The 25407-nt window shown below is 27.1% G+C and carries 21 protein-coding genes; 18 read left to right on the forward strand and 3 right to left on the reverse strand.

Annotated elements, in window-relative coordinates; genetic code table 11:
• Positions 1-9: 9 nt before the first annotated feature.
• Positions 10-414: a hypothetical protein gene (locus tag HA151_RS06815; protein WP_209106730.1), complete on the reverse strand. Its 405-nt coding sequence runs from the start codon at positions 412-414 to the stop codon at positions 10-12.
• A 932-nt stretch (positions 415-1346) separates the two neighbouring features.
• A complete protein-coding gene (locus HA151_RS06820; RefSeq protein WP_209106731.1) occupies positions 1347-2441 on the reverse strand; it encodes a Gfo/Idh/MocA family protein in 1095 nt (364 codons plus the stop codon).
• 207 nt (positions 2442-2648) lie between these two features.
• Between HA151_RS06820 and asnB (HA151_RS06825) the strand changes: the two genes are divergently transcribed.
• Both asnB (HA151_RS06825) and HA151_RS06830 read left to right on the forward strand, forming a co-directional pair.
• Positions 2649-4553, forward strand: a complete 1905-nt coding sequence (gene asnB, locus HA151_RS06825; RefSeq protein ID WP_209106732.1) for an asparagine synthase (glutamine-hydrolyzing) — start codon at positions 2649-2651, stop codon at positions 4551-4553.
• Between the two features lie 6 nt (positions 4554-4559).
• Positions 4560-5696, forward strand: coding sequence for a glycosyltransferase (locus HA151_RS06830; protein ID WP_209106733.1), 1137 nt, complete (start codon positions 4560-4562; stop codon positions 5694-5696).
• A gap of 5 nt (positions 5697-5701) precedes the next feature.
• On the opposite strand, the gene wecB is transcribed toward HA151_RS06830, so the two are convergent.
• Positions 5702-6745: a non-hydrolyzing UDP-N-acetylglucosamine 2-epimerase gene (wecB, locus tag HA151_RS06835; protein ID WP_209106734.1), complete on the reverse strand. Its 1044-nt coding sequence runs from the start codon at positions 6743-6745 to the stop codon at positions 5702-5704.
• Between the two features lie 145 nt (positions 6746-6890).
• Between wecB and lhgO the strand changes: the two genes are divergently transcribed.
• The 16 genes from lhgO (at position 6891) to HA151_RS06915 (ending at position 25406) form a co-directional block, all read left to right on the forward strand.
• Entirely contained in the window at positions 6891-8111 is a 1221-nt protein-coding gene (gene lhgO / locus HA151_RS06840; protein WP_245151626.1) for an L-2-hydroxyglutarate oxidase, read from the forward strand.
• A gap of 9 nt (positions 8112-8120) precedes the next feature.
• Positions 8121-9110, forward strand: a complete 990-nt coding sequence (locus HA151_RS06845; protein WP_209106735.1) for an NAD-dependent epimerase/dehydratase family protein — start codon at positions 8121-8123, stop codon at positions 9108-9110.
• 7 nt (positions 9111-9117) lie between these two features.
• The gene (locus HA151_RS06850; protein ID WP_209106736.1) at positions 9118-10302 is read left to right on the forward strand and encodes a DegT/DnrJ/EryC1/StrS family aminotransferase; all 1185 of its coding nucleotides are present in this window, start codon (positions 9118-9120) and stop codon (positions 10300-10302) included.
• A gap of 2 nt (positions 10303-10304) precedes the next feature.
• Entirely contained in the window at positions 10305-12182 is a 1878-nt protein-coding gene (asnB, locus tag HA151_RS06855; RefSeq protein ID WP_209106737.1) for an asparagine synthase (glutamine-hydrolyzing), read from the forward strand.
• Between the two features lie 16 nt (positions 12183-12198).
• Entirely contained in the window at positions 12199-13200 is a 1002-nt protein-coding gene (locus tag HA151_RS06860) for a methionyl-tRNA formyltransferase (protein ID WP_209106738.1), read from the forward strand.
• Between the two features lie 26 nt (positions 13201-13226).
• Positions 13227-13976, forward strand: coding sequence for a hypothetical protein (locus tag HA151_RS06865; protein ID WP_209106739.1), 750 nt, complete (start codon positions 13227-13229; stop codon positions 13974-13976).
• Positions 13973-14893 carry a methionyl-tRNA formyltransferase gene (locus HA151_RS06870; protein ID WP_209106740.1) on the forward strand — a complete coding sequence of 307 codons (921 nt, stop codon included), beginning with the start codon at positions 13973-13975 and terminating at the stop codon, positions 14891-14893. Before HA151_RS06865 ends, HA151_RS06870 begins: the two co-directional genes overlap by 4 nt.
• Positions 14890-16152, forward strand: coding sequence for a hypothetical protein (locus HA151_RS06875; RefSeq protein WP_209106741.1), 1263 nt, complete (start codon positions 14890-14892; stop codon positions 16150-16152). The genes HA151_RS06870 and HA151_RS06875 overlap by 4 nt, the downstream gene beginning before the upstream one ends.
• 7 nt (positions 16153-16159) lie before the next feature.
• A complete protein-coding gene (locus HA151_RS06880) occupies positions 16160-16897 on the forward strand; it encodes a WbqC family protein (protein ID WP_209106742.1) in 738 nt (245 codons plus the stop codon).
• Positions 16872-17936 carry a class I SAM-dependent methyltransferase gene (locus tag HA151_RS06885; protein WP_209106743.1) on the forward strand — a complete coding sequence of 355 codons (1065 nt, stop codon included), beginning with the start codon at positions 16872-16874 and terminating at the stop codon, positions 17934-17936. The genes HA151_RS06880 and HA151_RS06885 overlap by 26 nt, the downstream gene beginning before the upstream one ends.
• Positions 17937-18019: 83 nt before the next feature.
• The gene (locus HA151_RS06890; RefSeq protein ID WP_209106744.1) at positions 18020-19072 is read left to right on the forward strand and encodes a radical SAM protein; all 1053 of its coding nucleotides are present in this window, start codon (positions 18020-18022) and stop codon (positions 19070-19072) included.
• 40 nt (positions 19073-19112) lie between these two features.
• The gene (locus tag HA151_RS06895) at positions 19113-20492 is read left to right on the forward strand and encodes a lipopolysaccharide biosynthesis protein (RefSeq protein WP_219047346.1); all 1380 of its coding nucleotides are present in this window, start codon (positions 19113-19115) and stop codon (positions 20490-20492) included.
• Between the two features lie 11 nt (positions 20493-20503).
• Positions 20504-21589 carry a glycosyltransferase gene (locus HA151_RS06900; protein WP_209106746.1) on the forward strand — a complete coding sequence of 362 codons (1086 nt, stop codon included), beginning with the start codon at positions 20504-20506 and terminating at the stop codon, positions 21587-21589.
• A 3-nt stretch (positions 21590-21592) separates the two neighbouring features.
• Positions 21593-23506: an asparagine synthase (glutamine-hydrolyzing) gene (gene asnB, locus HA151_RS06905; protein ID WP_209106747.1), complete on the forward strand. Its 1914-nt coding sequence runs from the start codon at positions 21593-21595 to the stop codon at positions 23504-23506.
• A 44-nt stretch (positions 23507-23550) separates the two neighbouring features.
• Positions 23551-24480: an NAD-dependent epimerase/dehydratase family protein gene (locus tag HA151_RS06910; RefSeq protein ID WP_209106748.1), complete on the forward strand. Its 930-nt coding sequence runs from the start codon at positions 23551-23553 to the stop codon at positions 24478-24480.
• Positions 24477-25406 (forward strand): NAD-dependent epimerase/dehydratase family protein, encoded by a 930-nt coding sequence (locus HA151_RS06915; RefSeq protein ID WP_209106749.1) that lies wholly within the window; start codon positions 24477-24479, stop codon positions 25404-25406. Before HA151_RS06910 ends, HA151_RS06915 begins: the two co-directional genes overlap by 4 nt.
• Position 25407 lies beyond the last annotated feature (1 nt).

Raw genomic sequence — 25407 nt, forward strand, 5'->3', positions numbered from 1 at the left:
TGAAAATTTTCAATCATTTAATCTATTTTTATATCTTAAATTAACAATTCCCATAAGAAACCAAAAAGGCATAAAAGTTAAAAACTGAAAAAAAGTTCCAAGAATTGTAACTAATAAAAAATTTAAAAATAAAAAATTCTCCTGACTCATTTTACTTATTTCTAGATTTTTAAAATTTTTAAAAGTTCTAATAATTATTGTAAATACCAACCCAAATCCAACTATGCCTAAATGGGTTAAAGAGGAAAGTAAAATACTATGAATATAGTATCCTTCTCCATAACCTGATATTATTTCTGCCTGCCAATCGCCAACAAAGGGATTTATGGAAAATTGTCTAAAGAATGTAGTTAAAATTAAAAGTCTGCTGGTTATAGGACTAAAAAAATTACCAAAATCATCAATATAAGTCATGTTTAATCTAGAATTATTTTTAATTAAAAAACTATTTTCTACTGAGTAATCATTGTTTTCTGGATTAATGTAAAAAGAAAGTATGAGAAATAAAGAAAAATATATTAAATTAAAAAATATATATGATTTATAAAATTTCTTAAATTCTAATTTATATAAAGATTGATTTTTTATAAAATTCGTTAGAAGGAAAGCAAAAAATATAACTATCATCGTTGATCCAGTAATAAAGCAAACTATAGATAAATTAAATACAGTTAAGATAGAAAGATTTTTAATTAATTTGTTTTTTTCATCTATCAGAAAAGTTTTAAATGAAATTAAAATAAGACCTATTATATAAGCATTATTTGCAGTTTCTTTATAAAAACCAAACAATAAAAAATCATTAAAATCAAAAGCTAAGAATTTAATTGATATGTATAAAGAATAAATAAATGAAAATATGATTATAAAATTTGAAAAAAAGTTTATTTTTTCTTTAATTAAATTTTCTCGGATAATTATTGATGCAAAGGAAAATTCACACCCTAAAATAAAATAATTAATAATGCCATATTTATAGAAGCATACTTTTATAAAATTTATTAAATTTGTGTCTATTACAATTCTTAAAGAAATTAATATCAAAAGAGAAATGCATAAAATCAGACTTTTATTTACAAGTATTTTATTTCTAATTTGAGATATTAATAAAAGAGATCCAAATAAATGAGTAAAGACAAATCCCATCAAATTCATTGGATTTGCCTCTATCTTATAAAGATCTAAAGTAAAAATTAAAAATGAATTAATAATGAAAGAACAAATAAATAAAATAGATAAAATTATCTTCAAATTTGTTTTTTTTAAAACATTTAAATAGGGCTTAAAATTTTCATAATATTTAGTATTAATTTCTATCATTAGATCATGTTTAATTCACCTCTAATTTAATCTGATAGAGGCAGATAAATATCTTTTTCTAACTTTGCAGACTTATAAGCGGCCACAAGTAATTGCAGACTTTTTAAACCTTCTTCTCCACTACAAATTGGCTCGCACTCACCTTTAATTGATTTCAACATATTCTCATAATATAGTGGATGTCCAAATCCATAAACATTAGATGTTTCATAGCTAGCTTTATCAACTAATTGGTCATCAGGATGAGGATTTTTAAATTCCCATGTTTCAATCTTATTTACAGCCTTTCCACCTATCTTGACTGAGCCTTCATCTCCAAGAATCGTTATTGATCCCTCTAAATTCTGTGGATAAGCAATCATCGTAACTGACATAGTACCAAGTGCACCATTTTCCCATTTCAATTTTATGGCAGCTGTATCTTCTGCCTCAATATTTCTTGCTATTGTTGCAATTGAAGCATTAATACTCTTAACTGGTCCAATCATCCATTCAAGCAAATCTACATAATGACTAGCCTGATTCATTAATGCACCTCCATCTAATTCTAAAGTGCCACGCCACTCATCTTGATCATAGTAACTTTGAGGTCTTTGCCAAAAAACATTAACTGATATCAAACCTAGTTTTCCAAACCTTCCTTGATGAATCTGTTTTCTTACTAAATCTATTGTTTTATTAAAGCGATTTTGCTTAACCACAAAAAGTTTTACACCTTTTTTTTTGCAAATTGAAACCATCTTTAACCCATCATCCCATTTTGTAGCCATTGGTTTCTCAGTACAAACATTTACATTAGCTTCAGCAGCTTGAAATACTTGCTGAGGATGCATCCCACTAGGCGTAGCTAAAACAACCAAATCTATCTTAATTAATTTCCTTTTTATAAATTCAAATAACCCTTTATCAGAAGTAAATTCATGTATTTTATATTTTTCAATTTGTTCTTGTTCAATGCAATTATTTATAAGTTCCTTAGCATTATTTATTTTTTCTGAATCACAATCACAAATTGCTACCAATTTAGCTAATTTTTTATGTACAAAAATAGATTTAATATGATTTCTACTTATTCTGCCACATCCTATTAGAGCTATATTTATTTTTTTTTCTTCTTTCATATTCATAATAATTAACTTACGATCTATAGATAATCAAAATAAAAAGTTTTTATTATTTTATTTTCTAAAGATATATTCTTGAATATATTTACATAAATATATATAAAATTGAGAATGTTGAAAATAATAAGCTTAATCTACAAACGATTTCAAGAACTAGAAATTGAGATTGAAGTTTGGTATTTTATTATTAATTAAAAACATTTAATGTGTGGGATAATAGGCTCGTTTGCTAATCAAGAAAAAATAAATAAAGAATTATTCTTTTCTGCAATGAACAGTCTTGATCATAGAGGGCCTGATAATACAGGATTGGAGGAAGGAATAATAAAAGATTTTTCTTTTATTATTGGGCATAAAAGGTTATCAATATTAGATTTAAGTGAAAGAGGTAATCAGCCATTTAAGAGTGATAATAATAGATTTTTATTAAGTTACAATGGAGAGATATATAACTTTATGGAATTAAAAAAAGAATTAACAAATGTAGGTTTTAATTTCAATACAAATTGCGATACCGAGGTACTACTGAATGCATGGATGTACTGGGGTGTAGAGAGTATCAATAAATTCAAAGGTATGTTTGCTTTTGCTATATTAGATAAGTATAAAAGGAATTTGTATCTTGTAAGAGATGGTTTTGGAATTAAGCCTATTTTTTATGCCCTAAATCCAGAAAGGACAAAACTAGTTTTCAGTTCAGAAATAAATAGCTTAAAAAATTTAATTGGGAGCAAAATTTTTCTTAATAATAAAAAAGCCTTTGAATATCTAAATTATGGACTTTATGATCACGAAGAAGAAACCTTTATAAAAGATATTTACTCTGTTAAGCAAGGGCATCTAATAGAATTCAATTTTAAAGAATTCATAAATTATAAAAAAAAGAAATGGTGGAATCCAAAATTTGAAACTAATGCAGACATTACTTTTAATGAAGCTAAAAATGAAGTTAAAAAAAGATTTTTAGATAATATTAAATTGCATTTAAGAAGTGATGTTGAGATAGGGACGGCATTATCTGGTGGAATAGATTCCTCAGCGATAACATCTTGTATTAGATATTTAAATCCTGAGATCAAAATAAATACCTATAATTTTTCTTCAGAAAATAAAAATAATGATGAATCTAAATGGGCAAACCTTGTAAGCAAAAAAATTAAAACGAATAATCAAACATTAAAGATAAGTGGAGAAGAGTTCAAAGAAGATATTGAAAAATTAGTAATATTACAAGGAGAACCTTTTGGTAGTACAAGTATTTATGCACAATACAGACTTTTTCAAAGAATTAAGCAAGATAATATTAAAGTGATTCTTGATGGCCAGGGTGGGGACGAAGTATTAGGAGGTTATGATGGTTATCCAGAAGAAATTATAAAGAACTTAATTTTTAAAAAAGACTTTTTAAAAATACCGATATTTTTAAAAAACTTAAAAACAAATCAAGAATTATCTAATAAAAAATTATTAACACTTCTTGCAAAAGGAATATTACCTCGCAAGTTATTAAACAATATAAGTAAATCAAAGAAAAGAAATGAATTCGATTGGATAAACTTTAATGATTTAAATCAAGATTCTAATGAAATTAATTATTTTAAAATTGATGAATTATTAAAATATTTTAATGGTAAAAACAATCTTAGGAATACTCTTTATAGAAGTATTGATAGTTTTGGCTTGTCCTCACTTTTAAGACATGAAGATAGAAACTCAATGGCTAATAGTATAGAAAGTAGAGTTCCTTTTTTAACTACTGATTTTGCTGAATTTTTATTATCTCTACCTGAAGAATATTTAGTTTCAAAAAGTGGCGAAACAAAATCTATATTTAGAGAATCAATGAAAGGTATTGTACCTCAAAGAATATTGGGAAGAAAAGATAAGATTGGCTTTGCTACTCCTGAGTTTAAATTAGTCAAGAGTCTAATTAACAATATTGATGAATATATTGATATTGCTAAAGATATTCCTTTCATCAAATACGAAAAAACTAAAACTTTTCTTAATTATTTAACTTCTAGTGAAGAAAATTTTGATTGGATATGTTGGAGAATTATTAATTTGTGTTATTGGATGAAACTCTCTAATATTGACTTAATAATTTAATTAATAATGAAAAATAAAGCCCTACATATTTCTCATACAGACATAAGATATGATCCAAGAATCCTAAAAGAAATTTCATCTTTGTCTGAAATTGAATTTATTGAAATATTCACTATTGGAATTTCAAATTCAAACAAATATGAAAAAAATAAAACAAATAATATCACAAAATTCTCTATTAAATTGCTTTCAAGAAAATTTAGATTTCCTTTTAAAAGTATCCTTTATACATTAAACCTCTTTGAGTTTGGTTTAAAAATAATATTAATTGGCATAAAGATTAAACCGGATGTTATTCATTGTCACGATACTTTAGCTCTTATGCCGGCAGTTTTATTGAAATCCATAGTTAAATCAAAATTAATCTATGATGCCCATGAATTAGAATCGCAGACAAATATGCAAACTTTTTTATTAAGTAAATCAACTCTATTAATCGAGAAAATGTGTTGGAAATATATTGATGTTTTTATTTCTGTATCAGATTCAATAATTAATTGGTATATAAAAAAATTTGGTGTTAAAAAAAAAGAATTAATTTTAAATACCCCAATAACCAGAAATATCATCTCAAAAAAAGGTAAAGAAAATGATTTAAGAAAAATATTCAAAATAAAAAAAGATAAAATTATTTTTATATATGTTGGAGATTTTTGTGAAGGCAGAGGCATAAATCTTACCTTAGATGTATTTTCAAATAAAGAAATAAATTCAGATGTTGTTTTTTTAGGTGATGGTGTTTTAAAAAATAAAATTTTGTCTTATTCTGCTAATTATAAAAATATACATTTTCATCCATTAGTTCCTCATCATGAAGTTGTAAATTTAATTAAATCATCTGATGTGGGTATATGTTTTATAGAAAATGTAAGTTTGAGCGATTATTTCTGTCTTCCAAACAAACTTTTTGAATACCTTTTTGCAGGCTTAAATATTTTAGGAAGCAATATTCCTGAAATTGCAAAATTCATTACTACAAATAAAGTTGGTACTGTGTGTGATTTAAACCCAAATGATTTCAAAAATAAAATTAAATACTACGAAAAAAATGGAGCAAAAAAACATAATATAGATTTAAATGCATTCTCATGGCAATCACAATCAAAAAAAATAAAGAAACTTTATAAAGAGCTTTTAAATTAAATAATTCATTTTAAGAATTGATTTTTTATTATGGAAAACATCTTTTCAGAGGACAACCCATCTCCATAATCAGGAATATATTTAGGCTCACATAAGTAGTTATGATCTGTCCATATCCTATTCCAACCATGACTTATAGTTTCTGTCCATTCGGTTTCGTCTCTCAAAGTAATACATCTTTTTTTATGAAAATATGCTTCTTTTTGTAAACCTCCTGAATCTGTTAAAACCATTTCACAGTTGTATATGAGTGATTGCATATTTAAATAGGATTGAGGGTCTATTAATTTAATATATTTTAAATCAATTTGATATTCATGTATTATTTTTTTGGTTCTAGGATGAATTGGGAAGATGATGCTAAATCCATCGCACACTTTGTTGGAGTATTCAATAATATCATTTAAGTATTTTCTTGTTTTTAATGTAGCTTCACGGTGAATTGTTAATAAAGCAAATGGTCTTTTGATATTTAAATCTGAATTTACATAAAAATCCTTAAGCGAAATATGTTTTTGTAATTTCTTTACTGCATCAAACATAATATCTCCAACATGATACACATTATTATGTATATTTTCTTTTTTTAAATTATTCATAGCCTGAATAGTTGGGCAAAATAGAATTTCACTAAGATGATCCGTTAATTTTCTATTTATTTCCTCTGGCATAGTTTTATTAAAAGATCTTAATCCAGCTTCAACATGACAAATAGGAATTCCAATTTTTGAGGCTGCTAATGCACCTCCTAATGTTGAGTTTGTATCTCCATAAAGAAGACATAAATCAGGTTTTTCTTTTAGAAGAATATTTTCTGAATCTCTTATAATTTGGCTAGTCATCCCTCCATGAGAGCGATTATTAATTTGAAAAAAATAATCTGCTTTCTTTACATTTAGCTCCTCAAAAAATATTTGGGACATTTCATAGTCATAATGTTGTCCAGTATGAATAAGTACTTCATTAACTCCTCTATCTATAAATAATGATCTTAGTACTGACGCTTTTATTATTTGTGGTCTTGCACCAATAATTGTGACTATCTTCATTGAATAAGCCCTAACTTTGAACTATATAATTTGAATAAGATCTTTTTCTAGATAGTTTAATGAATAAAATTTATTAATATAAATTATAAAACATAAAACATTTAATAATATAGGTAGATTAAAAAAATTATTATTTAATTTCAATTTGGAATCAATTAAAAAAGATATCGTTATTATTGGCGCTGGCATGGTAGGTATTTCCCTCGCTTACCAAATAAAAGAAAAGTATAAAAATCTGTCGATTTTAATATTAGAGAAAGAAAAAGAAATTGGGATGCATAACTCTGGAAGAAACAGTGGGGTCTTACATGCTGGTATTTATTATGAACCAAATTCTCTTAGGGCAAGAGTTTGCGTAGATGGAGCTCAAAGATTAAAAGAATGGATAAAAAGTCAAGGATTAGAGATCTTAAATTGCGGGAAGTTAATTGTTGCGCAAAAAGAAGAACAATCATCAAATTTAGAATTTTTATTTGAAAGAGGAAAAAAAAATGGAGCAGAAGTTGAAATGATTGATAAAAAAGAGCTTTACAAAAGGGCTCCATATGCATTCTCTGCAACTGGAACAGCAATATGGAGTCCAAAGACATCAGTTGTAAATCCCAAAAAAATACTTTTGAGGATGCAAGAAATATTACATTATAAAAAGGTAAATCTTTTATATAAGGTCAAAATCATAAAAGCAATTCCAGAAGAAAGCTCATTGATAATAAAAAGTGGAAATTCAAAAAAGAAAATAGTTTATGAACATCTTTTTAACTGCGCAGGAGTTTTTGCAGACTCGGTAGCCAAAGAATTTAATATAGGAAAGAATTACAAGATACTACCTTTCAAAGGGATTTATTGGAAGTTAAAAAGTAATACTTCTTTTAATATCAAAATGAATATATATCCTGTACCAGATTTAAATGTTCCGTTTTTAGGCGTTCATGTAACACCGAATTTAAAAGGTGAGATAAATTTTGGTCCTACTGCAATTCCAGCATTTGGACGTGAGAATTATTCTTCTCTAAATGGATTTGAACCATTATTAACTAGTCAATTAATTGGAGAATTAACTAATCAATGGTTGAAGAATTCAAATGGCTTTAGAAGATATGCTAAAGAACAGGCATTTCTTGGCTTCAAAAAATTATTTCTTAAATCTGCGCAAGAAATAATACCTGATTTAAAAAATGAGCATTTAATCAAAAGTGATAAAGTTGGTATTAGGGCACAATTATTTGATAAAAACAAATCAGAATTTGTAAATGATTTTTTATTAGAAAACAGTTTTAATTCAACACATGTACTTAATGCTATTTCACCAGCCTTTACAGCAAGTTTTGCACTAGCGGATCTTATAATAGAAAAATCACAAATTTAGAATATCTTTATGGACATAACAAAAAAAAGGTTTTTAGTAATTGGTGGGGGTGGGCTTATCGGATCCCATGTAGTTGAAGCACTATTAAAAGAAGAAATTGAAGAGGTAATAATCTATGATAATTTTGTAAGAGGAAGGCAAGAAAACCTTGTAAATTCTTTAAGAGATAAAAGATGTAAAGTTTTTAAAATTGGCGGTGACATATTACAAAATGATATTTTAGATTCTGCCATGGAAGGAATAGATGGTGTATTTCATCTTGCGGCTTTATGGTTGCTTCAATGCCATGAATTCCCAAAAGCAGCATTTGATGTAAATATCCAAGGTACCTTCAATGTTATTGATTCCTGTCGCAGAAATAATATAAAAAAATTAATTTACTCCTCGTCTGCTTCTGTATATGGTGATGCATTAACTGAACCAATGGATGAAGATCATAAATTTAATAATAAAAATTTTTATGGTGCCACAAAAATATGTGGTGAAGCAATGCTTAGAGCTTACTATCATAGATACGGTTTGGATTATGCTGGTTTGAGATATATGAATGTTTATGGACCAAGGCAAGACTATAAAGGTGCTTACATAGCTGTAATTATGAAAATGTTAGATAGGATTGATAATGGAGAAAGTCCAATTATTTATGGCGATGGATCAGAAGCTTTTGATTTTGTAGCAGTTGAAGACTGTGGGATTGCAAATGTTTGCGCCATGAAATCATCGGCCACAGATTCTTTTTATAATGTTGGAACAGGGAAAAGAACCTCACTTAAGCAACTTGCAGAACTAATATTGGAACTCACTAACTCCAAAAAAGATATTATTTATAAAGAGCGAGATCAATCTACTTTTGTAAAAAACAGAATAGGATGCCCAAAAAAAGCAAAAGCTGAAATAAACTTTGATGCCAAGACTGAGTTAAGGGAGGGTTTAGAAAAACTCATAAAGTGGAGATATGATCATAAATCAGAACTAGAAGCAAGAAGGTCAAATATTTAAATCAATTATGAAGATACCAATAGCAAGAACGGAACTTATTGAAGAGGATCTAAAAAGTGTATTAAATCCTTTAAAAAGTGGTTGGTTGGTTCAAGGACCAATGGTTAAAGAGTTTGAAGATAAATGGTCTGATTTTGTTGGATGTAAACATAGTATTGCCGTAACAAGTTGTACTAGTGCTTTATTTCTTTCATTAGCTGCTCTTGATTTCGGCCCAGAAGATGAAGCAATTGTTCCTGCATTTACATGGATTTCAACAGCTAATGTTGTTGAACATTTAGGAGGGAAAGTTAAATTTGCTGAAATTGATTTAAATACTTTTAATATCGATTTAGAATCTATTGAGAAATTAATTACAAAAAAAACAAAAGCAATTATTCCTGTTCACCTTTTTGGTTTAGCCGCAAATATTGAAAAAATAGTTGAAATAGCAAAAAAAAATAATCTCTTGGTCATTGAAGATGCGGCCTGCGGTTTTGGTGCATATTACAAAAACAAGCATGTTGGTACTTTTGGAGATACTGGTTGTTTCAGTTTTCACCCTAGAAAATCTATTACAACTGGGGAGGGAGGAATGATCACAACAGATAATGATGATTTAGTAAAGAAAATAAGAAAACTAAGGGATCATGGGGCATCAATGACTGATTTGCAAAGACATTTAGGTCCAAGACCTTATTTGTTGGCTGATCATCCGTATGCAGGTTACAACTTCAGAATGACCGATATTCAAGCTGCCCTAGGATCTTCTCAAATGAACAGAGCTAAAGAAATAGTTTCCGAAAGACAAAAAATTGCGATGAATTACATTAATGCACTTAAAGAAACAAAATGGTTGAAGGTTCCAAATATTCCAAGAGACTTTTCTCATGGTTTTCAAAGCTTTGCTTGTTTGTTTATGCCCGAAGAAATAGATAATGCATTAAAGTTCCGCGATTTCTCAAAAATAGAAGAAATAAAATTGAAAAGGAACAAATTCATGGAATATCTTCTAGATAAAGGAATATCTACTAGACCAGCTACTCATGCTGTTCATATGCTTTCATTTTATAAAAATAAATATAATATTCATCCTCAGGATTTTCCAATTTCTTTAGTAGCAAATGACTGTTCAATATCTATTCCATTATTTCATGGATTAAAAGATGATGAGCAAACATACATAATTGAGAATATCTCTAGGGGTAATTAAGCATGTGCGGGATTACAGGTTTATTAAACATCAAAGGTAGTAATATTTCCCAGCGCTTAATTGATGAAATGAATAAATCAATCTCCCATAGAGGACCAGATAATAATGGCTCCTGGGTTAAAAATAATATCGGATTAGGACACCAAAGGTTAGCCATAATAGACATCAGCTCGCAGGCTAATCAACCCATGGTTAGCAATAATAAAAGGTGGGTCTTAACTTACAATGGTGAAATTTATAATTTCAAAGAAATAAAAAAAGAACTCGAAAAAGAGGGTTTTTATTTTAGAACTAAATCTGATACAGAAGTTGTTTTAAATGCTCTTTCATATTGGGGTGAGAAAGCATTAAACAGATTCAATGGAATGTTTGCTTTAGCCTTATGGGATAGAGATGAAGAATCTCTATTGTTAGCTAGGGATAGATATGGAATAAAACCTCTTTATTACTCATTTTTTGATAATCATTTTTTATTTGCATCAGAACAAAAGGCTTTACTTACCTATAAGGACTTTCAAAAAAATCTAGATAAAGAGGCTTTAGTAGAATATTTTACTTTTCAAAATATTCTTACAAATAAAACTTTAATTAAAGATATTTCACTTTTGCAATCAGGACATTATTTAAAAATAAAAAAGAAGAATAACTATCAAATAGAGCATACAAAATATTGGGATTATAACTTCAATGAAATCGAATCAAAAATGTCCAGACTTGAATATGAAGAAGAATTAGATAGATTATTTAATCAAGCCGTAAAAAGGCAACTAGTAACTGATGTTGAAATAGGCGCATATTTATCAGGCGGGATTGACTCTGGTTCTATTACTTCTATAGCATCTCGTCATATAAAAAATATCAAGTCCTTTACTTGTGGTTTTGATACTAGCTCAGCAAATGGGATAGAACTTAATTATGACGAGAGAGACAAAGCTGAAGCAATGTCAGCCATTTACAAAACAGAACATTATGAGATGGTTCTTAAATCAGGCGATATGGAGAGATCACTTCCTCACTTAACTAAACATCTAGAAGAGCCCAGGGTTGGTCAAAGTTATCCTAATTATTTCGCTGCCAAATTAACTAGCAAATTTGTAAAAGTTGTTCTATCTGGAACAGGTGGAGATGAACTCTTTGCGGGATATCCATGGAGATATTACAGTCATTCCGGATGTAAAAATTTCAAAGAATACATAGATGAATATTTTATAAATTGGCAAAGATTATTGGATCCAAATGAACTCAAATTAATTTTATCTCCAATTTGGCATGAAATAAACCATATTGATCCAAAAGAAATTTTTTCAAATGTCTTTCTTTCTCACAAGAATAAATTTGAAAGGCGAGAAGATTTTATTAATCACTCTTTATACTTTGAAGCAAAAACCTTTCTCCATGGTTTATTTATTGTTGAAGATAAATTATCAATGGCTCATGGTCTAGAAACGAGGGTACCTTTCATGGATAATGACATAGTTGAATTTGCGATGCAGTGTCCTTTAACATATAAATTAAAAAATCTTAATAGTAAATTTAAAATAAATGAAAATCAGAGTGGTTTAAAAACATCTAATTATTTTATGAAAACAAATGATGGAAAAAAAATACTCAGAGATGTAATGAAAAAATATGTCCCAGAAAATATTATTAATGCCAAAAAGCAAGGCTTCTCCTCACCTGATGCCAGCTGGTTTAGAGGAGAAAGTATAGAATTCGTAAAGAGAAAACTTTATAATAAGAATTCAGTTATTTACGAATTTCTTAATTATAAAAATACTACTGAAATCGTTAGCCAACATATATTTGGAAAGAAGAATAGAAGGTTACTTATTTGGTCATTATTAAACTTCGAAGAATTTATAAAACAATTTATAAATTAAATTATTTTTTAAATTATTGGTAAAGTTATATAAATACTTATTAGAAAGTGCTTGGATGAATATTGTTTTTATTGGTTGTACTACTTTTGGTATGAAATGCCTAGAAAAATGCCTTCTATTAGAGAGTGTTAACATCACAGGTATAATAACCAATGAAAGAAAATTTAAAATTTCATATAGTGAGGATAGGGTAAAAAATTTTCTTTATAAGGACTTTTCTAAAATAGCAGAAAAAAATAATTTGAATTTTATAACCATGAAAAATGGGATGAAAGAAAAAGAACTTTTTAAAAAAGTAAAGAAGTGGAATCCAGATATGTTTTTGGTAGTGGGTTGGTATCATATAATCCCCAAAGAGTGGCTAGAATACGCTCCTGCATATGGTCTACATGCTTCCTTATTACCTGAATATAGTGGTGGAGCTCCTTTAGTATGGGCTATGATTAATGGCGAAAAGAAAACAGGAATTTCCCTTTTTAAGATGGCTAACGGAGTTGATGATGGACCAATCTTAGATCAAAAAGAAGAAATAATTAAAGACGACGACACGATAAAGACCTTGTATGAAAGAATTGAAAAAAAAGGAATAAATCTACTCTTAGAAAATTTACCTAAACTTGCGAAAAATAAAATAATATTTGTAGAACAGAATTGTAATAACAGAAAAGTAATGCCGCAAAGATCGCCCGAAGATGGATTGATAGACTGGAATAAAAATGCAATTTTTGTTGATAGATTTATAAGAGCTCAGACAAGACCTTACCCAGGAGCATTTACATTCTTTGAAGGAAAAAAAATTCACATTTGGGCTGCAAAAAATATGACAAATAAAAAATTATCTCAAAATTTGAAAATAGGTATGATTTGTAAAGATATAAAAGGTAATTTTTTCGTAAAATGTGGTGATAGTTTATTAAAATTATTTGAAATAAGTTATAAAAACGAAATTTACAAAGGAGACCAAATCGCAAAAATCATTACAGATAAAATGATCTTTTCAAATGAATATAAAAACTAAATCTCAAAAATAAATAACTTTTTAATATGATTGAATTTGAGAAAATTTCTAATATTAAATTTAGTAATAAAGACAGTTGGGCAAGTAAGATCTTTTTAAGTTTTGATATAGATTGGGCTCATGACTTAATTGTTGAAGATACTATCAATTTAATATTTGGAGTATCTAAAGATATTAAAGCTACTTGGTTTATAACACATCAATCAAAAATTCTTGAAAAACTAAGAAAAAATAAGAATTTTGAATTAGGAATTCATCCAAATTTTAATAATCTATTATTAAATAAATCCTCTACTAATATTGATCAATCAACAATCTTAAGAGAAATTATTAATATAGTTCCTGAAGCTAAATCAGTAAGAAGTCACTCTATGATGCAAAGTTCAAGATTACTTGATTTATTTAAAAAATATGGTCTCAGATATGATGTTAATCATTTTATTCCAAATTTTGTTGAAGCAAATTTAAAACCTTTTAAGCATTGGAATGGAATTTGTAAAGTTCCTTATTGCTGGGAAGATGATATACACATTGCATACCAAGATGAGAATATCATCGAAATGTCGCCAAGTGAAATTGCGAATGATAAGAATATTTTTAACCTTAAAGTTTTTGATTTTCACCCAATACATATTTTTTTAAACACTGAAAGTCTAAAAAGATATGAAGAATCAAGATCATTACATGATAATCCAAAAGAACTTATAAAATATAGATATAAAGGTTACGGAACTAGAGATAGGTTTTTAGATCTCATAAATTTAATCGCAAAATGAAAGTAGCAATTATTGGGAGATCAGAAATTTTATTTGATTCAATAATATTTCTTAAAGAAAAAGGTCATGAAATTACTTGTATTTTGACAGCTAAAGCAGCTCCTGAATATAAAGTAAATGAATTGGAATTTGAAAAATTAGCTCATAAATTAAAAATACCCTTTAAAAATACTAACAAAATATCAAATGAAAAAGATTTTCTTCAAAAGACAGAATCTGAAATAGCAATAAGCTTTAATTACGTGGCAAAAATCCCAGAAGAAATAATACAGATTTTCCCTTATGGAATATTAAATGCACATGGCGGAGATTTACCTCTATATAGAGGTAATGCTTGCCAAGCTTGGGCAATAATTAATGGTGAAGAGAGAATTGGTCTCTGCATTCATAGAATGGAGGGGAAATCAATAGATAGTGGCGATATTTTAGATAGAGAATATTTAGATATTAATGAAAAAACAAAAATTACTGAAATATGGACTTGGATGAACAAAAGGATTCCAATTTTATTTAACTCTTCTATAAATAAATTAAAATCAAACAAATATTACTATCTTGAGAAGCAATCATCTGAATTAAAAAGAATTTTAAGATGTTATCCAAGAACTAATGAAGACGCTCAAATTTTTTGGAATTCTAAAGCTATAGATATTCTTAGACTTATTAATGCATGCAACAAACCATATTGTGGAGCATTTTGTTTTTATAAAGGAGAAAAAGTAATAATCTGGGATGCAGATTTAAGTTCAAATCAAGAAATTTTTTGTGCTATTCCAGGACAAATTACTGAAATCAAAAAAGATTTTATTGATGTTGCTTGCGGTGAAGGTAAAATAAGACTCCTAAAAATAGAATATAATTCTAAAATAATAATTCCTGGAAATTTTGCTCGCTCTATTAGGATAAGGTTTAAATGAAAAATACCGATAGTGATATCTCTTTGGAAAATAAAAGATTTGCAAATTTTACATTTGAAAACTATATAAATTTATTGGAAGAAATTAAAGAAAATTGGGTAACTGTAAGTTACGACAATATACCTTGGGAAAAGAAATTTTTATTGTGGAGACATGATATAGATTTTTCGCTAAATAGAGCATTAAAGATGGCATATGAGGAATACAAATTAGGTATTAAAGCAACATATTTTATTAATATAAGATCAGAATTTTATAACGTACTCGAGAAATCTCAATCAAAAATAATTCAACAAATTAAAGCTTATGGGCATGAAATTGGACTGCATTTCGACCCATCTCCATTTAAAATAAAAAACACTAGCGAATTAGAAAATTTGCTTAAAATTGATGCTTTATGTATTGAGAAGTTAATCGGTATAAATATGAAAGCATTTAGCTTTCATAATCCAACAGAGAAGGAATTTATTTTTAATAATCATTCATATGGAGGGTTAGTAAATACCTATTCAAAAGAATTAAGTAGAAAGACGAATTACTGCTCCGATTCAAACGGATATTGGAGATTTAAAAGTATTTTTGAGGTTTTAAAAAATCATAAAGATCAATCTTTACAAATACTAACCCATCCTGCTTGGTGGCAAGAAAATTATATGATTCCACGGCAGAGAATTTTCAGAAGTGTATATGGAAGAGCCTCTAAAACAATGCAGGATTATGATAACTTGTTAAAAGAACATGGAAGAGAAAACAACTATTTTCTTATTGAGAAACTTTCTAAAATATATAATATTTCTGTTGAATTCATTGAGAAATGTGATTATATTTATAATTCAGAAGACTATATAAATTTGTTTAATATATTATGGAATTTTAAAGAAGAAAAAATCAACGTTGCAATAATTTATAATGCTTTCCAAAATTACAGTTTAAAAAAGAAAGATTTAGAAAGAATAATAAATAAGAATAAAATAAATACTATTTTGCATAAGAGAAATTTATTTGAGGATATTTTCAAGATTAAATTAGATGAAGCTTTATACAAAAAAAGTCAAAATTACAAAGATATCAACTTTTTTAAAAAGAATATAGATAATGGTCTATTTTTTTTAAAAAGCTCTGATATAAGACAAAATTGTATTTATTTAATTGATATGTGTATTGAGATTGATAATTTATTTTTTAATAAAAAAATAAAAGATATTCAATATAAAAAATATTTGGATTTATTTAATTATTATTGCTCGAAAAAAAATTAAATAATCAATGAACTTATCATTAAAAAAAATAATAGGAATACATCAGCCAAATTTTTTTCCTTGGATTGGATATTTTTTTAAAATTGATCAAAGTGATATTTTTGTATTCTATGATTCTTGTAGAGGAGACTCAAAACTAAATTACGAAAAAAGAATAAAAATTCTTGATTTAATAGCTAATAAAAACAAAATTATTGGATTACCTACTCACAAACTCCATAAAATGAGTGATAATAATTATCCAAGGCTTAATCAAATAGAAATTTTTGAGCCTGCCAAATCGAAAAAAAGACTATTGGCACAAATTTTTAATAATTACAAAAAAGAAAAACACTTTGAAGCAAATTATGAATGGATTGAAAAATTAGTGAATTTTGAATCTAACTTATTGATTGAATATAATATAAATGCCATAAAAAAAATTGCCGAAAAATTAAAAATAGATTCCATTTTTGTTAAATCAGAAAATTTAGGAATTAATACTTTCGGAAATCAAGCAAATTTAGATATAGTTATAAAATTGAATGGAGAAATATATCTTAGTGGGCACGGCTCAGATAGTTATCAAGATACAACTCTTTTCAAAGAAAAAAATGTAGAAATAAATTTTACAAAAAATTTATCAAAACAATTTTTTGAAAAAAAACCTTATATAAAAAATTCCATAATTGATCTACTCATGTATGATGGACTTGAATTTACATCTAATCTCATTAAAGATGTTAAAAACAATAAAATCAAATGAATGCATCTTATGTAATTGTAATTCTTATAATTTAATTATTGATGATGTTTACCCTTTTAAAAAAAATTACAAAAATATTTCATGTAAAAATTGCGGCCTGACAAAAATCCATCCATTCCCAAAGATGGATGTCTTAAGAGATCATTACAAAAACTACAGAAAAAATACTATTGGCATTGAGGTGCCTACATTAAATTACGAATCAGACGCACTAATAAATGCAAATTATCATTATTCATTTTTTAGAGAATATTTAAAAAGTAAATCTACAATATTAGATGTTGGATGCGGAGCAGGCACTCTTCTAAGCTGTGCAGTAAAAGATGGACATAAAGCTTATGGTGTAAACCCAGACCCTGGATTTGCAAAATATGGTGTCAAAAATTATGGCATTAAAAATATGCAAATATGTATGTTTGAAGATGCTAAATTCAATAATATTGAATTTGATATGATTACATTTAATCATGTTTTTGAACATTTCATAGACCCAATCAGCACATTAATTAAAGTATGGAATCTTCTTAAGGAAAAAGGCTATTTATATTTATCCATTCCTGATAACCTATCTCCCCATGGTCAATTAGAGTATAATTACTTTGATGAACATATTTATACTTATGACATTACAACAATTGAAAACCTATTAAAGATTGTAGGTTTCAAAATAATTAAATTTTCTAACTATGGCATTACTATGGAAAACAATAAAAGACATCCTTGGATCGATTTAGTGGCTGTCAAATCAAAACCAGAGTATGTTAATAAGGAATCTTTAAAAGAAAATGGACAAAAAGTAATTAAAGAGATTAATAATTATAAAAAAAGATTTGAAATTAATCATGGAAAGATACGTTTAAAATTAGGTATTATTAGTTTCAAATTAAACCAAAGGATGAATAATCAGAAAAAAACAAATCTCTTTTACAGAATTTTAAATAAAGTAATAAATAAATTTGCTTATTTTCAAGATGATTATTGTGGGCCATCAATTTATAAAGATTTTCCCAAAGAAAAAGTAATATATAAAAATATTTAGATTTAACTGGACACTAATATCACCTAGACATTAGTTATTTTAATAAATCTGATTTATGTTATATTTGGTAAAAATTTTGCTTCATGTCTCTTTCAAGACGAGTTAACAATATTAAGTCTAAGGTTTCAACACGTTTAGCCCTGAAAAAAATAATTAATTACCCTGTATCTGCCACTGTAGAAGTAACAAATAAGTGTAATTTAAGATGCCCTGTATGTGACCAGCAACAAGTATCCTCAAGAAACTATGGATTAATGACTTTTGATAATTTTAAAAAAATCATAGATGAAATTGGACCTTATTTATTAGATTTAGGATTTTCAGATACTGGTGAGACCTTCATAAATAGAGACTCTCATAAAATGATTAGTTATACAAGGAATAATTATCCTCATATTTATACATATATGGATACAAACGGGCACTATATCAACCCAGAACAAGTGTGCAACTGTGGTATAAATAAAATTTCTTTTAGTATAGATGGTTTAGATCAAGATACATATTCCCAATATAGAATCCAAGGTAGGCTCGAAAAAGTAATAGATAATTTAAAAAAAATCAAATCTTATAGAGAAAAAAATGGCAAAAATGAAACCATCATAGAACTTAAGTTTATTGTCATGAAACATAATCAACATCAATTACCATATCTAGAAGAATTTTCAAAAGAATTAGGAGTAGATGAAGTCCGAATTGAAAAGTTCACTAGCAGAGGATTTAAATTAAGAAAATATTCACAAGAAGAGTCCATAAATCTTGCGAAAAAGTATATGAGTACAATCCCTAAATTTGCGAAGTATGATATAAAAAAATCCCAAGAAACAGGTCTAATACATTCTTTTGAAGTTCAAAAACCCACAGCTTGCCAAGTACCTTTCACATTTACTGAAATTCTATATAACGGAGATGTTAGACCTTGTGTAGTAGATTTTGACTCAGAACATTGCTTTGGGAATATTTTCGAAGCAGGCTCCTTTTGGAAAGTATGGACAAGTAAAAAAGCGGAGGAATTTAGAAGAAACCATTCAGATAAAACCTTTAGAGATAAATATGAATGCTGTAAAAGTTGTATGATAACGAATTACTATGATTCAGAGGAAAGTAAACCTCTGCTTAAAGCAGAAAAGAATTAAAGTTTGATTTAGTTAGTTGTTCAAAAAGTATATATATCAAATGTTTTCGTACGGATTTGTGGAGATAATACAATCCGCAACTTCATTTGTTTTGCTCCCAATTTTTTTAAGATACATGACCCAAGAGTCATATGGAGCATTTATATCATTTTCGCTTTATAGCTCTTTGGCATCAACAATATTAAACCTAGGCTTATCAAATGGGGTAAGTAGATATTTATATGATGTTGACAGAAAAAAAATATCAGAAGTAATTTGGTCCCCTGTAATTTTCAGTAATTCTTTAATAATTATCTTTGTAATATTAATTTATTTAAACCACAATATTTTCTTCGAAATAACTCAACTTCAAAAATATGAAAACATAAAATTATTATTTGTATTTTACACTTTTCTATTGATGTTGAATGCTTCATTTAGGTCTACCTTAATTTATTTAGAGGAATCAAAAAAAGTTTTAAAATTAGGTCTAACTACAACTGTAATTAGCGCTTCTTTTTGTTATTTATTAATTGTAAAGTTAGGATTAGGTACATATGGATATATTTATTCCTTAATAATTTCTAATATATTTTTTGTTATTTTATCAAGCAAATTTTTAATCAATAGATTCCCTATAAAATTTAATTTTAGTACTCTAAGAAAACAAATTAAATTTAGCATCCCCTTATTTTTAGCAACTCTATCAATATATATTCTAGATATATTGGATAGATATCAAGTTCAAAGATCTTTTGATTTTTCAACACTTGCTCAATATAATGTTCTATTTCAATTTGGCTCAATATTTGGAATAGCATCAGGCACTTTTTTAACAATATGGCCGCCACTTTTCTATAAAAACAGAAGTTTATTTGGAGACATAAATTTATATAAAATAGTAACTAAGTTATATACAAAAAGTGTCCTTTTAATAATAGTACCTTCAATATTAATTGCGAAAATCGTAATTACTAAATATTTTCCTCTGGAATACCAGGAATATATAAATTTACTTCCTCTTTTCTTTATTCCATATATTTTTCAAGGTTTCTATGCAATTTTCGTAATGTCTCTATTAGTTGCCTTTAGGACGCATGTTAAGCTGATTATTGAGGTTTCTCTTATGTTAATTACCATATTAATTATGGGGAAAGTTGTTGATTCGTATGGAATCATTGGAGCAACTTATATTAGACCAATTATTTATATCCTTATGTCAATTCTATGCTCTTATTCATGTTATAAATATAAACTAATACCTCTTAAATTATTAATTTCTATGATTAATAGTTTATTTATAGTGAGTGTATTTGTTTTATCACAAGTTTTTTATCCTAATTACTCACTAATAATGTACTGTATAATATTAATACCTTTGATAACTTCCTTAAAAAAATATTCTAAAAAGCTTAATCTGCCAGATATTGATAATTTATGAATATTTTATTCATGTCACCCGACTATCATTGTTCGTTTATTTATGCAGATAAACTTAAAGAAATGGGCCATGAATGCAAGATATTTGTTCCTGATGATTACCCTATTAATTTACTCTATAACAATAGAAATATTATCTTTTTTAAATCAAATAATAGATTTTTAAAGTTAGCATGGAAAATAAAATGCATATTTAAGTTTTCTCAATATGATATTCAAATTTACTATGGTTGCTTAGATTATTTAAATATTAAAATTCCATTATTTAATTTTGATTTAATTAATTTAATTTTATTTTTTTACAAAATTTTAAAAATAAAAATCATTTACGTTCCTTCGGGATGTAATGATGAAGAACTTAAAGAGAATTTTAAAAAATTTGATAATGGTAATGTTTGCTTTAATTGTGGGGTCAGTTCAAATTGCTTAGATCAAGTAAACAAAAAGAAATTCGCTTTGGTAAATAAGTTTTCAGATTTAAATATTGGATTAGGTTGTTATAAAAGTAATTCTATAAATCTAACTCATCTAAAATATAAAATTATTGATCTCGAAAAATGGAGTCCAAACATATCAATTCCAAATTATATAAATAAATTTGATAAAAACAAGATCATAATATTACATTCTTTTTTTGATAAAAATAGAATAAATGAGGGAAAGAATGAGAAAGGATCACAATACGTTTATAGAGCATTTGAAAGATTAAAATCAGAAGGATATAATATTGAATACGTTTATTTAAATAATATAAAAAGTTCCGATATGAGATATTATCAGATACAAGCAGATATTGTTGTTGAACAATTAATTTATGGATGGTGGGGATCAACAGGAGTAGAGACAATGTCTTTGGGTAAACCAGTTATATGTTATTTAAGAAGATCATGGAAAGAATTTTTCTTTAAACAATTTCCTGAATACAGCAAACTTCCAATCATTGAAGCTAGCCCCAAAAATATCTATGAAGTTTTAAAAGAACTAATAATAAATCCAGAATTAAGAGAAAAAAAAGGTAAAGAGTCTAGAGAATTTGCTGAATCATATTTCAATCCTGATAAAAACGCCAAAGATTTTTTAAATAAAATTTTAAGTTAGATTATGTGTGGAATTATTGGTCAAATTTCACTTGATAGAGGTGAAATTCCTTATTTAGAAAAAAAATTACTTCTTCAATCAAAGTTAATAGAACATAGAGGTCCTGATGGAGAAGGTACATGGATTAACAAATCAAATAATATTGGTTTTGGCCACAGGAGATTGGCTGTAGTTGACCTTAGTAACAATGGTTCTCAACCAATGCAATCAATTAATAAAAATGTCATTACCTATAATGGGGAAATTTATAATTATTTAAAATTAAAAAAGGATTTAGAAAATAATTGGGATTTTATTTCTAATACTGATACTGAAGTAATACTTGCCTTATACAGTAAATACAAAGAAAAAAGTTTGGATTATCTTAAAGGAATGTTTTCATTCTCATTATGGGATGATAAGCAGAAAAAGCTTTTTTGTGCGCGAGATAGATTTGGAATTAAACCTTTCTACTATATGATTTCTAAAAATATTTTCTACTTTGCATCTGAAGTAAAAGCTTTACTGCCCTTTCTTGAGAGAATCAATACTAATAAAGATTGTTTAAGTGAATATTTTACCTTCCAATTTCTTATTGGAGAAAATACTCTTTTTGAAAATATAAAACAACTTATGCCTGGTCATTATTTGACTATTGAAGATGGTCATATTGAAATAAAAAAATATTGGGATATTAATTATAAAATTGATTTCAATTTTAAAAAAAATCATGTTCAAGAACAGATTAAATACCTCCTTAAAAAATCAATAACTAATCACTGTGTTTCTGATGTTGATATAGCTTCTTATTTATCAGGTGGAATTGATTCAAGCTTAATTTATACACTTAGCGCAAATGAAAAAAATTTCTCTAAAGATGCATTTCATGGTCGATTTACAAACTATGATGGCTTTGATGAAAGTTCATATGCCAAAGATGTCACTAATAAATCTGAAGGAAAATTATTTAAAAAAGATATAATTGCTCAAGATTTCATAGATCAAATAAATAAAATAATTTATCATCTTGATTACCCTTGTGCTGGAGTTGGTTCTTTCCCTCAATATATGATTTCTCGAGAAGCAAGTAAAAGTTATAAAGTAATGCTAGGGGGTCAAGGAGGTGATGAAATATTTGGAGGTTATGCAAGGTATCTAATTGCATATCTTGAACAAAGCCTTAAAGCAGCTATAGATGGGAATTATAAAAATGGCAATTATGTTGTAACTATAGAATCAATTATCCCAAATCTTGGAATACTTAGAGAATATAAACCACTTCTAAAAAAATTTTGGAGTAAAGATTTATTTGGTGATATGGATATTAGATATTTAAATCTCATAAATAGATCTTATGAATTAAAAGATGAAATAGAATTTGATGAATTAAATTTTGATAATGTTGAAAAAAAATTTCTTGAAATTTTTAATTCTCAAGAAAATATATTTAAAGAGTCTTATTTTGATAAAATGACTCATTTTGATTTTAAATGTTTACTCCCAGCATTACTGCAAGTTGAAGACAGGATGAGTATGGCCCATGGTCTTGAAAGTAGATTACCTTTTCTTGATGAAGACTTAGTTGAATTTTCAGCTAAAATTCCAGCTGATATTAAATTTGAAGGTGGTAATCTTAAGAAAATTCTTAAAGATTCATTTAAAGATATTTTCCCAAAATCAATTCTCAATAGAAGAGATAAAATGGGCTTTCCAGTACCTTTGAATTATTGGATAAAAAATGAACTAAAAGAGTTTACCTATGATACTCTCCAAAATATGAAACTTAAAAATAGACCTTACATTAGAGGATCTAATGTTTTAAGTAATATTGAATCTGAAAATAAATTTTCCAGAAAAATATGGGGATTTATCTCTCTTGAACTCTGGTACCAAGAATTTCATGACAAACACAAATCTTGGAAAGATCTTATAAATTAAATAATTGGCCACATGTTATTATTATTCAATTAATTTTTTTGTAAATGAGGCATCTAATAACTGGCGGTTTAGGACAAATTGGTTCACATATTGCAGAATTACTCTTAGCTAGAGGAGACGAAGTTTGCGTTATTGATAACTTAGCTACGGGAAGAATAGAACATCTCAAGAACAAAAATAATTTAAAAATTGTTGTTGATACTATTTCTAATAGAGAATTAATAAATACACTCTTCCAACAATTTAAACCAGATTGTGTAATTCATGCTGCTTGCTCTTATAAAGATCCTAATGATTGGTATGAAGATACATTGACAAACTGTGTAGGGGCTACGAATGTTATTAAAGCTGCCTTAGAAAATGAAACTAAAAGATTTATATATTTTCAAACAGCATTATGCTATGGATTAAATCCAATCTCAAATCCAATTAGACTAAATGACATAAGAAATCCAGAAGGTAGTAGTTATGCTATTAGTAAAACAGCAAATGAGCTTTATCTTGAACTATCTGGATTAGATTATGTCACTTTTAGGCTTGCTAATGTCATTGGCCCAAGAAACGTTGCTGGACCATTACCAATTTTCTATAAAAGACTTAAAGATGAAAAAAAATGTTTCGTAACGCAAACTAGGCGAGACTTTGTGTATGTGCAAGATTTAGCAAAAATAGTTGTTAAAGCTTGCGACGGAATAGGTAGTGGAGCTTACCACTTTTCTAGTGGCAAAGATATTGCAATTTTAGATCTATATAATGCCGTAGTTAATGCAATGAATCTTAATAATTATCCAGAACCAGAGATTAAACCAATAAATGATGATGATACTTTCTCAATACTTTTAGACCCTCAAAAAACATTTGATGATTTTGGATATATTTCTTTCACAGATATCGATACAACTGTTAGAAATGCAATAGAGTATTATGATAAGTTTGGCACACTTGGTGAATATACACATTTAAAATTAAAATGAATTTTAAAAAAATTCTTATTACTGGGGGAGCGGGAACATTAGGAAAAAATTTAACTAAATTTTTCTTGAAAGAAAATTGTCAAGTATGCATTGTTGATAACTTTAGTACAAGTAAAAAAATTTCATCCAAAGAGAAAGATTTAGTTGTTTTTGAAGGTTCAATAGCAGATAAGTTTTTTCTAGATAAGGTATTTTCAAAATTCAAGCCTGAAATAATTTTCAATAGTGCAGCTTCATACAAAGATCCATTAAATTGGGTAGAAGATATAAATACAAATATATTAGGAGCCGTAAATATAAGCGAACTTTCATCAAAGTACAATATAAAAAAAATAATCAATTTCCAAACAGCACTTTGTTATGGAAAGGTAATTAAATCCCCTATAACATTAGATCAAGCCAATAATCCTAATACAAGTTACTCCATATCAAAGACCGCAGGTGAATCTTATCTATTAAATACTTTTGAAAATATTGTCTCTTTAAGAATTGCTAATATTTGTAGTCCTTATTTATCAATAGGTCCTATTCCAACTTTCTATAAAAGATTAAAAAATAATGATCAGTGTTTTTGTACTAAAGCAGTAAGAGATTTTCTTGATATAGATGATTTCCTAGATTTAATAAAGTCAATTCTAGAAAAGCCATCAATAAATGGTGTTTTTAATGTTTCTACTGGAAAAGGTTCTTCAATATTTGAGATTTATCAATACATATCAAAGTTTCTTGGAAAGAATTCTCAAGAAATTAAAATAAAAGAAATTCAAAATGATGATATAGAAGAGTTAGTTTTAGATCCAAAAGAAACTGAAGATAAATTTGGATGGGTTGCCAAAAGAGGATTAGAAGAGATGCTTAATAAACAATTGGATTGGTATGAAAAAAATGGTATAAGTACCATATATAGTCATTTAAGTAATAAGTAAA

The organism is Prochlorococcus marinus XMU1419 (genome assembly GCF_017695955.1).
GTDB lineage: Bacteria > Cyanobacteriota > Cyanobacteriia > PCC-6307 > Cyanobiaceae > Prochlorococcus_A > Prochlorococcus_A marinus_AD.

Bases quoted from the DNA above. Each gene is read 5' to 3' on its own strand.
- HA151_RS06815 (WP_209106730.1), bottom strand. From the start codon at position 414: ATGACTTATATTGATGATTTTGGTAATTTTTTTAGTCCTATAACCAGC.
- HA151_RS06820 (WP_209106731.1), bottom strand. From the start codon at position 2,441: ATGAAAGAAGAAAAAAAAATAAATATAGCTCTAATAGGATGTGGCAGA.
- asnB (WP_209106732.1), top strand. From the start codon at position 2,649: ATGTGTGGGATAATAGGCTCGTTTGCTAATCAAGAAAAAATAAATAAA.
- HA151_RS06830 (WP_209106733.1), top strand. From the start codon at position 4,560: ATGAAAAATAAAGCCCTACATATTTCTCATACAGACATAAGATATGAT.
- wecB (WP_209106734.1), bottom strand. From the start codon at position 6,745: ATGAAGATAGTCACAATTATTGGTGCAAGACCACAAATAATAAAAGCG.
- HA151_RS06845 (WP_209106735.1), top strand. From the start codon at position 8,121: ATGGACATAACAAAAAAAAGGTTTTTAGTAATTGGTGGGGGTGGGCTT.
- HA151_RS06850 (WP_209106736.1), top strand. From the start codon at position 9,118: ATGAAGATACCAATAGCAAGAACGGAACTTATTGAAGAGGATCTAAAA.
- asnB (WP_209106737.1), top strand. From the start codon at position 10,305: ATGTGCGGGATTACAGGTTTATTAAACATCAAAGGTAGTAATATTTCC.
- HA151_RS06865 (WP_209106739.1), top strand. From the start codon at position 13,227: ATGATTGAATTTGAGAAAATTTCTAATATTAAATTTAGTAATAAAGAC.
- HA151_RS06870 (WP_209106740.1), top strand. From the start codon at position 13,973: ATGAAAGTAGCAATTATTGGGAGATCAGAAATTTTATTTGATTCAATA.
- HA151_RS06875 (WP_209106741.1), top strand. From the start codon at position 14,890: ATGAAAAATACCGATAGTGATATCTCTTTGGAAAATAAAAGATTTGCA.
- HA151_RS06880 (WP_209106742.1), top strand. From the start codon at position 16,160: ATGAACTTATCATTAAAAAAAATAATAGGAATACATCAGCCAAATTTT.
- HA151_RS06885 (WP_209106743.1), top strand. From the start codon at position 16,872: ATGTTAAAAACAATAAAATCAAATGAATGCATCTTATGTAATTGTAAT.
- HA151_RS06890 (WP_209106744.1), top strand. From the start codon at position 18,020: ATGTCTCTTTCAAGACGAGTTAACAATATTAAGTCTAAGGTTTCAACA.
- HA151_RS06895 (WP_219047346.1), top strand. From the start codon at position 19,113: ATGTTTTCGTACGGATTTGTGGAGATAATACAATCCGCAACTTCATTT.
- HA151_RS06900 (WP_209106746.1), top strand. From the start codon at position 20,504: ATGTCACCCGACTATCATTGTTCGTTTATTTATGCAGATAAACTTAAA.
- asnB (WP_209106747.1), top strand. From the start codon at position 21,593: ATGTGTGGAATTATTGGTCAAATTTCACTTGATAGAGGTGAAATTCCT.
- HA151_RS06910 (WP_209106748.1), top strand. From the start codon at position 23,551: ATGAGGCATCTAATAACTGGCGGTTTAGGACAAATTGGTTCACATATT.
- HA151_RS06915 (WP_209106749.1), top strand. From the start codon at position 24,477: ATGAATTTTAAAAAAATTCTTATTACTGGGGGAGCGGGAACATTAGGA.